This is a genomic window from Kitasatospora sp. NPDC093679, from assembly GCF_040683455.1.
In the GTDB taxonomy this organism is placed as follows: domain Bacteria; phylum Actinomycetota; class Actinomycetes; order Streptomycetales; family Streptomycetaceae; genus Kitasatospora; species Kitasatospora arboriphila.
The window spans coordinates 175,828-186,049 of sequence record NZ_JBFBDW010000012.1 but is presented as its reverse complement, the minus strand read 5'-3'; the positions used below and the strand labels follow the sequence as shown (position 1 = coordinate 186,049).

Annotated in this window: 10 protein-coding genes; 8 read left to right on the top strand and 2 right to left on the bottom strand. The window is 73.3% G+C overall.

From position 1 onward, the window contains the following. Window positions 1-55: 55 nt before the first annotated feature. A complete protein-coding gene (locus AB0O09_RS13675) occupies window positions 56-1,696 on the bottom strand; it encodes a hypothetical protein (RefSeq protein WP_363541779.1) in 1,641 nt (546 codons plus the stop codon). A gap of 204 nt (window positions 1,697-1,900) precedes the next feature. Here AB0O09_RS13675 and AB0O09_RS13670 point away from each other — a divergent pair, with 204 nt between their 5' ends. Continuing rightward, on the top strand, window positions 1,901-2,332 hold the full coding sequence (locus AB0O09_RS13670; RefSeq protein ID WP_363541778.1) for a DCC1-like thiol-disulfide oxidoreductase family protein: 432 nt from the start codon (window positions 1,901-1,903) through the stop codon (window positions 2,330-2,332). Between the two features lie 52 nt (window positions 2,333-2,384). On the opposite strand, the gene AB0O09_RS13665 is transcribed toward AB0O09_RS13670, so the two are convergent. Further along, complete coding sequence (locus AB0O09_RS13665) at window positions 2,385-4,427, bottom strand: elongation factor G (RefSeq protein ID WP_363541777.1); 2,043 nt, start codon at window positions 4,425-4,427, stop codon at window positions 2,385-2,387. Between the two features lie 260 nt (window positions 4,428-4,687). Between AB0O09_RS13665 and pgsA the strand changes: the two genes are divergently transcribed. The 7 genes from pgsA (at window position 4,688) to pdxT (ending at window position 10,165) form a co-directional block, all read left to right on the top strand. Next, window positions 4,688-5,347 carry a phosphatidylinositol phosphate synthase gene (gene pgsA / locus AB0O09_RS13660; protein WP_363541776.1) on the top strand — a complete coding sequence of 220 codons (660 nt, stop codon included), beginning with the start codon at window positions 4,688-4,690 and terminating at the stop codon, window positions 5,345-5,347. Beyond that, window positions 5,344-6,270, top strand: coding sequence for a phosphatidylinositol mannoside acyltransferase (locus AB0O09_RS13655; protein WP_363541775.1), 927 nt, complete (start codon window positions 5,344-5,346; stop codon window positions 6,268-6,270). Before pgsA ends, AB0O09_RS13655 begins: the two co-directional genes overlap by 4 nt. Beyond that, window positions 6,267-7,457, top strand: coding sequence for a glycosyltransferase family 4 protein (locus tag AB0O09_RS13650; RefSeq protein WP_359981251.1), 1,191 nt, complete (start codon window positions 6,267-6,269; stop codon window positions 7,455-7,457). Before AB0O09_RS13655 ends, AB0O09_RS13650 begins: the two co-directional genes overlap by 4 nt. 71 nt (window positions 7,458-7,528) lie before the next feature. Then, on the top strand, window positions 7,529-7,873 hold the full coding sequence (locus tag AB0O09_RS13645; protein ID WP_344621697.1) for an isomerase: 345 nt from the start codon (window positions 7,529-7,531) through the stop codon (window positions 7,871-7,873). Between the two features lie 11 nt (window positions 7,874-7,884). Beyond that, window positions 7,885-8,430 (top strand): membrane protein, encoded by a 546-nt coding sequence (locus AB0O09_RS13640; protein ID WP_030268533.1) that lies wholly within the window; start codon window positions 7,885-7,887, stop codon window positions 8,428-8,430. Between the two features lie 117 nt (window positions 8,431-8,547). Beyond that, the gene (pdxS, locus tag AB0O09_RS13635) at window positions 8,548-9,459 is read left to right on the top strand and encodes a pyridoxal 5'-phosphate synthase lyase subunit PdxS (RefSeq protein WP_263102457.1); all 912 of its coding nucleotides are present in this window, start codon (window positions 8,548-8,550) and stop codon (window positions 9,457-9,459) included. 88 nt (window positions 9,460-9,547) lie between these two features. Beyond that, entirely contained in the window at window positions 9,548-10,165 is a 618-nt protein-coding gene (gene pdxT, locus AB0O09_RS13630) for a pyridoxal 5'-phosphate synthase glutaminase subunit PdxT (RefSeq protein WP_344621698.1), read from the top strand. Window positions 10,166-10,222: the final 57 nt, after the last annotated feature.

The window sequence follows — 10,222 nt, the reverse complement described above, 5'->3', positions numbered from 1 at the left end:
CCGGAACCGCGAGGACTCCCTCGGGTTCCGGCCCTGCGGCGTCGGTCCGGGCGGCTCAGCCGGCGTCGTAGGCGTCGGCCTTGAACGGGCGGACGGCCTGGTTCTCCGAGCGGCTGATGTTGGCGCGGTTGGTGAACCGCTCGACGTCCACGTCGTGGTCGGCGAGGAACTCGATGGTGGTGGTCTGCACCATGTTGAAGATCGGCTGGGCGCTGTAGAGCACCGAGTCGCTCTTCGCCCGGCTGTCCCAGGTCTTGTCCGTCCACGCCTGGCGGAGGCAGAACGGCTCCGGCAGGGTCAGCGAGCCGCCCAGCCAGTTCAGCAGCCCGGGGATCTTGTGGAACGGCGCCCGGACGGCCTGTCGGACGACCTCGTCGTCGTCGATCAGCGGGAGGACGATCGTCTTCTCCTCCCAGAACTTGCCGGTCTTCGGGACGCTCTTCTCCTTGGGCTTGGGCTTGGCCGTGAACAGCCCGTTGAGCGGCCCGAGGGCGTGCCCGTACACGGAGACCCGGAGGTTGCGGCCCAGCACGGTGATCTTGACGGTGACGGTGGCGACCACCTGACCGTTGTGCAGCACCAGCTGCGCGGCCACGTTGGTGTCGGTGTCGGTGCCGATGGTCTGCCGGTTGGCGATCTGCTGGATGCCGAAGTCGCGCATCCGGTAGCCGTCCATCTCCGGGGTGGACGGGCGGCCGATCTCGTCCGCGCCCTCCGGGATGTCCTGCACCACCCAGTGGGCGACCGAGACGTGCGGCATGTCGCCGCCCGGCACCTCGCTGGCCGCGACCGAGCCGAGCCGCTCGGCGATCTTGCGGGCGAGGTCCCAGCGGTGGAAGGTCCGGAAGTCCGCGTGCCCCGCGGCCGGCCTGAGGTCCTCGTTCATCTCCACCGCGACCCAGCGCATGCCGGCGCCCAGCAGGCCCTTGCGGCCCGCGTAGTGGTGGATGTTGGTCTCCTGCTCGGAGGTCAACCGCTCCAGGCTGGCGCGCAGGTCGGTGGCCTTGCGGTCGAGGTCGTCGCGCGGCACCGCCTGCGGCACCGTCGCGGCCACCGCGCCGCCCTCCAGCAGCGACTGCCAGCGGGTGCGCAGGTCGATCGTGCTGCGCAGGCAGATCCGCCGGGCGACGAACCAGCCGACCACCGGGGCCAGCATCATCAGCCGGAAGTACAGCGACCAGGGGCCGTCCACCGGCGGGCGGATCGCGAACAACAGGGCCAGGCCGCAGGCGGCGAGCAGCGCCAGCGTGCCGTAGAAGCCCTCCCGGGCCGGGTGCGTCTTCTTCAGCTGGGCGCGCACCTGGAAGGCGGCCAGCCAGACCAGCGCGCCGGGCAGGAAGAGCAGCCCGCAGACCACGGTGACCAGGGCGAGCTGCCGGTCCCGGGCGTGGCGCAGGTCGTTGGCGGCCAGGCAGTGCTCGACCACCATCCGCACGTCGGTGCCGAAGGACGGCACCAGCGGGTTCCGCTTGGCGGGCAGCGTCCGGTCGATCACCGCCCGGCTGAACGCCTCGCCGACGCTCGGCCGGAACAGCTCGAAGCGGCCGTTCTTCAGCTTGGCGCCGAGCTTCTCCTCCAACTCGCGGAAGCTGCCGTCGCGGTAGGCCGCGGAGGAGAGCGCCGAAGTGACGGCGGTCTGCGGGCCGACGTCCGTGCGGGGTACCTGCGCACCCGGGGTCATGTCGAGCTGGGTCACGGCGGCTGCCCCTCCTCCCCTGGATCCGCCCTTGTCGGCCGCAGGCTATCGCGCCTCCGGCCGGTCGCGGGCAAGATCGTCTGAACCGGCGTCAGCCGCCCGCGGCCGAGCACCGTGAGGGGATCATGCCCACTTCGCGGTCGGTTCGATCCTCCGGGGTGTCACGCCGGCCGGCGGCGGCCCGCGGTGCGGGAGGATCGGGGCATGGCCGAACTCATCGCGCACGATCCCGTGCTGGTCTTCGACGGGGACTGCGCCTTCTGCACCAGCTGCGTGACCTGGGCCGAACGCTACCCGCGGGCCTCCCTCTCCTCGGGCGGCTGGCAGGCCGTGCCGTACCAGTACGCCGACCTCGCGGCCCTGGACGCCGGGGCGGGCGGGCACGGCCTGGTCACCGAGGAACGGGCCGGCCGGGAGGTGCTGTGGATCACCCCCGGCGGACGGGTGTACGGCGGGGCGCAGGCGGTCGCCCGGCTGCTGATGCGCTCCGGCGGCGCCTGGGCGTACGCGGGCGCTGTGCTGGCGCTGCCGCCGGTGCGGCCGATCGCCGCCGCCGTCTACCGCTGGGTCTCCCGCAACCGCCACCTGCTGCCGGCGGGGACGCCGGCCTGCGCGATGCCTCGCCGGCGGGCGTAGGGGCGGCAGGTGCCCCCAGCGCCCCCGGTTGGCTTCCCCCTGTGCATGCGCTCTACGAGGCGTGTTCGTAGCGGGCGGCGAGGGTGGGGGGCATCGGGGCGTGCCGCAGGTAGTTGCGGGAGAACTGCCCGGTGCCGTGTGAGATGGAGCGCAACTCGACGGGGTAGCGGACGAGTTCGAGCTCCGGCACCTCCGCGCGGACGAGGCTCATCCCCGGCCCGCCCGGTTCGGTGCCCAGCACGTGGCCGCGGCGCGCGGAGAGGTCGCTGAGCACCGCGCCCTGGTACTCGTCCGGCAGCAGCACCTGCACCTCGTCGACCGGTTCGAGCAGCTGGATCCGCCCGTTGGCGGCCGCCTCGCGCAGCGCCAGCGCGCCCGCGGTCTGGAAGGCCGCGTCGGAGGAGTCCACCGAGTGGGCCTTGCCGTCGGTGAGGGTGACCCGGACGTCGACCATCGGGTAGCCGGCCAGCACCCCGTGCGCGAGCTGGGCGCGGACGCCCTTCTCCACCGAGGGGATGAAGTTGCGCGGCACCGCGCCGCCGACCACCTTGTCGACGAACTCGAAGCCGCCGCCGGGCAGCGGCTCCACGGTGAGGTCGCAGATCGCGTACTGGCCGTGCCCCCCGGACTGCTTGACGTGCCGACCGTGCCCGGTGGAGCTGGTGGCGAAGGTCTCGCGGAGCGCCACCTTGTAGTCGACGGCGTCCACGTGCACGCCGTACCGGCTGCGCAGCTTGTCGAGGACGACCGCCTGGTGGGCCTCGCCGGTGCACCAGAGGACGAGCTGGTGGGTGTCGGGGTTCTGCTCGACGCGCAGCGACGGGTCCTGGGCGGTGAGCCGGCCGAGGGTCTGGGCGAGCTTGTCCTCGTCGGCCTTGCTGTGCGCCTGGACGGCGACGGGCAGCAGTGCCTCGGGCCGGGGCCAGGGCTCCAGGGCCTCGGTGCCCTCGGTGAGGGTGTCGCCGGTGCGGGCGGCGGTGAGCTTGGCGAGGCAGACCAGGTCGCCGGGGAGCGCGTGCGGGACGGGCCGCTGCTGCTTGCCGAACGGGCAGCTCAGGCCGGCGACCTTCTCGTCGGTGCCGCCGGGCACGTGCAGCACGGTGTCCGGGCGCAGCGTCCCGGAGAACACCCGGGCGAGGCTGAGCCGGCCGACGTACGGGTCCTCGCCGGTGTGCACGATCTGGGCGGCGAGCGGGGCGTCCGGGTCACAGGCGGGCAGGTCGTCGGCCCGGTCGAGCGGGGAGGGGAAGACCGCGGCGATCAGGTCGAGGAGTTCGGCGGCGCCGGGTGCGGTGCCGGTGGGGTCGGCGGGCGGCGCGGTGGCGAGCACCGGGTGCACGGTGCCGGCCAGGAACTCGCGGCGCAGCGCGTCGCCCAGCGAGGCGGTGTCCAGCTCCTCGCCCGCGACCCAGCGCTCCAGCAGGGCGTCGTCCTCGCCGGCGATCGCCTCGACCAGGTGGGTGCGGTCCTCGTCGACGGTGGGCAGGTCGCCGGGCTCGCCGTAGGTGCGGCCGGTGAGAAGGTCGACGGAGCCGAGCAGCCGGCCGTCCTTCAGCGCGCTGTCGTGCAGCTGCAGGACGGAGTCGGGGTGACCCTCGCCGAAGGCGTCCTGGAGGGTGGCGAGGACCTCGTCGAGGTGGACGCGGACGGCGTTGAGGTGGGTGAGGGCGATCGCGGTGGGCAGGTTGCGCAGCCGGACCTCCCGCCACAGCGCGAGGGTGTGCGCGGAGACCGGGTCGGTGGCGGAGACCACCAGGACGGCGGCCTCGGCGGCGCGCAGCGCGGCCTGCATGTCGCCGGCGAAGTCGGCGTAGCCGGGTGCGTCCAGCAGGTTGATCTTGCAGTCCTGCCAGGCCAGCGGGAGGAGCGCGAGCTGGACGGAGCGCTGCTGCTGGTGCTCGATGTCCTCGTAATCGGCGGCGGTGGTGCCGTCCGGGACGGTGCCGGCCCGGGTGAGCGCGCCCGCGGTGAGGGCGAGGGACTCGGCGAGGGTGGTCTTGCCGGCTCCGGTGGCGCCGATGAGGACGACGTTGCGGAGCCGGTCGGATCGTTCGACGGTGGGGGCCGCGGTGTGGGTGGCTGCTCGGTCCGCCATGGCTGCTCTCCTGCTGTTCGCGGGTGGCTGCGGCGCGCTCGCGCGGGTCACAAGCGGTGCTCACGGCCGGGGCGTCGGGTGCCTCCGTGCCGTGCGTGGTGGGCCGGTCGGGCCGGCGGGCTGCTCGGGGGCGTGGGGCGGCGAAGCCCCGCGATCAGCGTGGATACCATTGTCCAGCCGGGCGGGCCGATCCGCTCGGCCGCCCGGCGGCACAGGGGCCGCGGGCGGAGTCCGGTGAGATCGGAGCGGTCGGGAAGGCCATGCTCAACAAATACGCGCGTGCCTTCTTCACACGTGTTCTGACGCCGTTCGCCGCGATGCTGCTGCGTTGGGGCGTCAGCCCGGACGCCGTGACGCTGATCGGGACGGCCGGATCGGTGGCGGGCGCCCTGGTGTTCTTCCCCCGCGGGGAGTTCTTCTGGGGCACGATCACCGTCACCCTCTTCATCTTCTCCGACCTGGTCGACGGCAACATGGCCCGCCAGGCCGGGCGTTCCTCCAAGTGGGGCGCGTTCCTCGACTCGACGCTGGACCGGGTGGCGGACGCCGCGATCTTCGGCGGTCTGGCGCTCTGGTACGCGGGCACCGGGAACAACGACCTGCTCTGCGCCGTTTCGGTGTTCTGCCTGGCCAGCGGCCAGGTGGTCTCGTACACCAAGGCCCGCGGCGAGAGCCTGGGCTTCCCGGTGAACGTCAACGGCCTGGTCGAGCGCGCCGAGCGACTGGTGATCAGCCTGGTCGCGGCCGGCGTGGCGGGCCTGCACGCGTTCGGCCTGCCGTACGTGGAGTGGCTGTTGCCGTTCGCCCTCTGGGTGGTCGCGGCCGGCAGCCTGGTGACGGTGATGCAGCGCATCCTGACGGTGCGGCGGGAGGCCCAGGAGGCCGACCGGGAGACGGCGGGAGTCGAGGGGGCGGCGTGAAGGACCGATTGGTCTACTGGCTGTACGCGGCGGGCTGGGCGGTGGTGAAGCGGCTGCCCGAGCGGGTGGCGCGCACGCTGTTCGAGCGGATCGCCGACCGGGTGTGGCGCGGCCGCGGCAAGGGCGTGCTGCAGCTGGAGGCCAACCTGCGCCGGGTGCACCCGGAGGCGGACGAGGCGCGGCTGCGCGAGCTCTCCCGGGCCGGGATGCGCTCCTACATGCGGTACTGGATGGAGTCCTTCCGGCTGCCGGCCTGGAGCCTGCAGCGGATCGCCGACGCCATGCCGGTGAAGGGCCTGGAGCAGCTGAACGAGGCGATGTCCGCCGGCCGCGGCGCGGTGCTCGCGCTGCCGCACATGGGCAACTGGGACCTCGCCGGCGCCTGGATCGCCTCGGCGGGCGGGTACCCGTTCACCACCGTCGCCGAGCGGCTCAAGCCGGAGCAGCTGTTCGACCGCTTCGTGGCGTACCGCGAGGGCCTCGGCATGGAGGTGCTGCCGCTGACCGGCTCCGACGTGTCGGTGATCGGCACGCTCGCCCGGCGGCTGCGCCAGGGCAAACTGGTCTGCCTGCTCGGCGACCGGGACCTCTCGGCGGCCGGCCTGCAGGTGGACTTCTTCGGCGAGCCGACCCGGATGCCGGCCGGGCCGGCCGCGCTCGCGCTGCGCACCGGCGCGGCGCTCTTCCCGGTGACGCTCTGGTACGACGGGCCGCTGATGCGCGCCGAGATCCACCCGGAGATCCCGCCGCCCGCCGAGGGCGACCAGCGCGAGCGGACCTCCGCCATGGTGCAGGCGCTGGCCGACGTGTGGGCCGAGGGCATCCGGGAGCACGCCGAGGACTGGCACATGCTGCAGAAGCTGTGGCTGGCCGACCTCGGCACCGATCGCGCCGCGGGCGCGGGGCAGGGGGAGCAGAAGTGAGGATCGGCATCGTCTGCCCGTACGACTGGGACGTGCCCGGCGGCGTGCAGTTCCACATCCGCGACCTCGCGGAGCACCTGATCCGGCTCGGCCACGAGGTGTCGGTGCTGGCCCCGGCCGAGGACGAGTCGGCGCTGCCGCCGTACGTCGTCTCGGCCGGCCGGGCGGTCGCCGTGCCGTACAACGGCTCGGTGGCCCGGCTCAGCTTCGGCATCCTGTCCGCCGCCCGGGTGCGGCGCTGGCTGAACGACGGGCGCTTCGACATCCTGCACGTCCACGAGCCCTCCTCGCCGAGCCTGTCGATGCTGGCCGCGTGGTCGGCGTCCGGGCCGATGGTGGGCACCTTCCACACGTCCAACCCGCGGTCGCGGGCGATGATCGCCGCCTCGCCGATCCTGCAGCCGGGGCTGGAGAAGATGTCCGCCCGGATCGCGGTCAGCGAGTACGCCCGGCGCACCCTGGTCGAGCACCTCGGCGGCGACGCGGTGGTCATCCCGAACGGCGTGGACGTCCGCTTCTTCGCCGACGCCGAGCCCGACCCGCGCTGGCGGGGCGGCGTGCTCGCCGGCACCGGCGCCCCGGCGACGATCGGCTTCATCGGCCGGATCAACGAACCGCGCAAGGGCCTGCCGACGCTGCTCGCCGCGTTGCCGCGGATCCTGGAGGAGCGGCCGGGCACCCGGCTGCTGGTCGCCGGCAAGGGCGACCGCGAGGAGGCCGTCGAGGGGCTGGCCCCCGGGGTGCGGGCGCAGGTCGAGTTCCTCGGCATGGTCAGCGACGAGGAGAAGGCCAGGCTGCTGCGCAGCGTCGACCTGTATGTCGCGCCGAACACCGGCGGCGAGAGCTTCGGCATCATCCTGGTCGAGGCGATGTCGGCCGGGGCGCCGGTGCTGGCCAGCGACCTGGACGCGTTCCGGCAGGTGCTGGACGGCGGCGCGGCCGGCGAGCTGTTCCCGGTCGAGGACGCCGACGCGCTGGCTGCCGCCGCGGTGAAGCTGCTCGGCGACCCGGAGCGGCTGCGCGACCTGCGCGAGGCGGCGTCCCGGCACGTCCGGCGGTTCGACTGGGAGACGGTCGGCGCGGACATCCTATCGGTGTACGAGACGGTCACCGACGGCATGCCGCCGGTGGCCGAGGACGAGCGGGTGGGCTGGCGCGAGCGGTTCGGCCTGGCCGCCCGCGACTGACCGCGCACCCGAGAGCCCGACCCGTAGGCGACCGCACAGACCAAGCGACCGCACAGACCAGAGGGGGCCCCGTGCCGCAGATCTCCGTCGACTACTCACCGCGCCTCGGCTTCGACCGGCGGGCCTTCGCCGCGGAGCTGCACCCGCTGGTGGCGGCCGCGATCGACACCACGGTGGAGTCGTGCAAGACCCGCTTCCGCCCGGTCGAGGACGCCTTCCTCGGCGACGGCGACCCGGAGCGGGCCATGGTGTACCTGGAGCTGAAGATCCTCTCCGGGCGCGCCCCCGCGGCCCGGACGGCGCTGAGCGAGGCCGTGCTGGACCTGCTGAAGCGGCACGTCGGCGGCGGGCGGGTGCACCTCGCCGTCAACGTGGTGGAGCTGGACCGCGACGTCTACCGGGCGGCCGCCCTGTAGCCTGACCGGCCGTGACTACCTGGATCTGGGCCGCCGTCGCGGTCGTGCTCTTCGCGATGTACCTGAGCTGGACGGCCGGCCGACTGGACCGGTTGCACGCGCGGATCGACGCGGCCCGCGCCTCGCTCGACGCCCAGCTGGTGCGCCGCGCCTCGGTGGCCCAGGAACTGGCCACCTCCTCGCTGCTCGACCCGGCCGCCTCGCTGCTGCTGTACGAGGCCTCGCACGCCGCCCGGCAGGCCGAGGACGAGCACCGGGAGGTGGCGGAGAGCGAGCTGAGCCTCGCGCTGCGCGCGGTCTTCGCCGAGCCGGAGCAGGTCGCGGCGCTGCTGGACGCGCCCGGCGGCAAGGAGGCCGTGACGGATCTCACGGCCGCGGTCCGCCGGGTGCCGATGGCGCGGCGGTTCCACAACGACGCCGTCCGGGCGGCCCGCGCGGTGCGCGAGCACCGTCTCGTCCGGTACTTCCGGCTGGCCGGGCGCGCGCCCTTCCCGATGGCGTTCGAGATGGACGACGAGCCCCCGGCGGCGCTCACCCCCGAGGGCGCCCCGGCCTGAACGGCTACTGTTTGTCGTACCCGGACGGTCCGGCTGGACTGTATGGCGCATCGGTAAGGGGCGTTCCGGGCCTACGATAAGTCGATAGCACTGGTTCATCTTCGAGTGAGGTCTTACGTGTCCACCACCCCCATCACCGCAGACCAGCCGCAGATCGGCACCGCCCGGGTCAAGCGCGGCATGGCCGAGCAGCTCAAGGGCGGTGTGATCATGGACGTGGTCAACGCCGAGCAGGCGAAGATCGCCGAGGACGCCGGTGCCGTCGCGGTCATGGCCCTGGAGCGCGTGCCCGCCGACATCCGCAAGGACGGCGGCGTGGCCCGGATGTCCGACCCGAACATGATCGAGGAGATCATCTCCGCGGTCTCCATCCCCGTCATGGCCAAGTCCCGCATCGGCCACTTCGTCGAGGCCCAGGTCCTCCAGTCGCTCGGTGTCGACTACATCGACGAGTCCGAGGTCCTCACCCCGGCCGACGAGGTCAACCACTCCGACAAGTGGGCCTTCACCACCCCCTTCGTCTGCGGCGCCACCAACCTCGGCGAGGCCCTGCGCCGCATCGCCGAGGGCGCGGCCATGATCCGCTCCAAGGGCGAGGCGGGCACCGGCAACGTCGTCGAGGCCGTCCGCCACCTGCGCCAGATCAAGAACGAGATCGCCAAGCTGCGCGGCTTCGACAACAACGAGCTGTACGCCGCCGCCAAGGAGCTGCGCGCCCCGTACGAGCTCGTCAAGGAGGTCGCCGAGCTCGGCAAGCTGCCCGTCGTGCTGTTCTCCGCCGGCGGTGTCGCCACCCCGGCCGACGCCGCGCTGATGCGCCAGCTCGGCGCCGAGGGCGTCTTCGTCGGCTCCGGCATCTTCAAGTCCGGCGACCCGGCCAAGCGCGCCGCCGCCATCGTGAAGGCCACCACCTTCTTCGACGACCCGAAGATCATCGCGGACGCGTCCCGCAACCTCGGCGAGGCCATGGTCGGCATCAACTGCGACACCCTGCCCGAGAGCGAGCGCTACGCCAACCGCGGCTGGTAACCACCCGCGCCACGCCGGCCCGCCGCCCAGCACGTCCGCGCGGCGGGCCGGCGCACGTCCCCCCGCCACGACCGAAGAGGTAACCACCGTGTCCAGCAGCACCCCGACCATCGGCGTCCTGGCCCTCCAGGGCGACGTCCGCGAGCACCTCATCGCGCTGGCCGCCGCCGACGCGGTCGCCCGCCCGGTGCGCCGCGCCGAGGAGCTGGCCGAGGTGGACGCGCTGGTGATCCCCGGCGGTGAGTCCACCACCATGTCCAAGCTGGCGCTGCTGTTCGGCGTGATGGACCCGCTGCGGGCCCGGGTGGCCGACGGCATGCCGGTCTACGGCACCTGCGCCGGCATGATCATGCTGGCCGACAAGATCCTCGACGGCCGGGACGACCAGGAGACCGTCGGCGGCATCGACATGACGGTGCGCCGCAACGCCTTCGGCCGGCAGAACGAGTCCTTCGAGTCGGCGATCGACTTCCGCGGCCTGGAGGGGACGCCCGTCAACGGCGTGTTCATCCGAGCCCCGTGGGTCGAGTCGGTGGGCGCGGGCGTCGAGGTGCTGGCCGAGGTGCCGGCCGCCGACGGCCCGGACAGCCGCATCGTGGCCGTCCGGCAGGGCCACCTGCTGGCGACCTCGTTCCACCCCGAGCTCACCGGCGACCACCGCGTGCACGAGTACTTCGTGCGCATGGTCGAGGACGCCCTGCGCTGAGTCCGGCGGGCGGCGCGCTGACCGTGTGCCACCCCGCGGTGACGACACCGGTAAGAT

Coding starts and splice junctions, on each gene's coding strand:
- AB0O09_RS13670 (WP_363541778.1), top strand. CDS start 1,901: ATGGCCGAACTCATCGCGCACGATCCCGTGCTGGTCTTCGACGGGGAC.
- AB0O09_RS13665 (WP_363541777.1), bottom strand. CDS start 4,427: ATGGCGGACCGAGCAGCCACCCACACCGCGGCCCCCACCGTCGAACGA.
- pgsA (WP_363541776.1), top strand. CDS start 4,688: ATGCTCAACAAATACGCGCGTGCCTTCTTCACACGTGTTCTGACGCCG.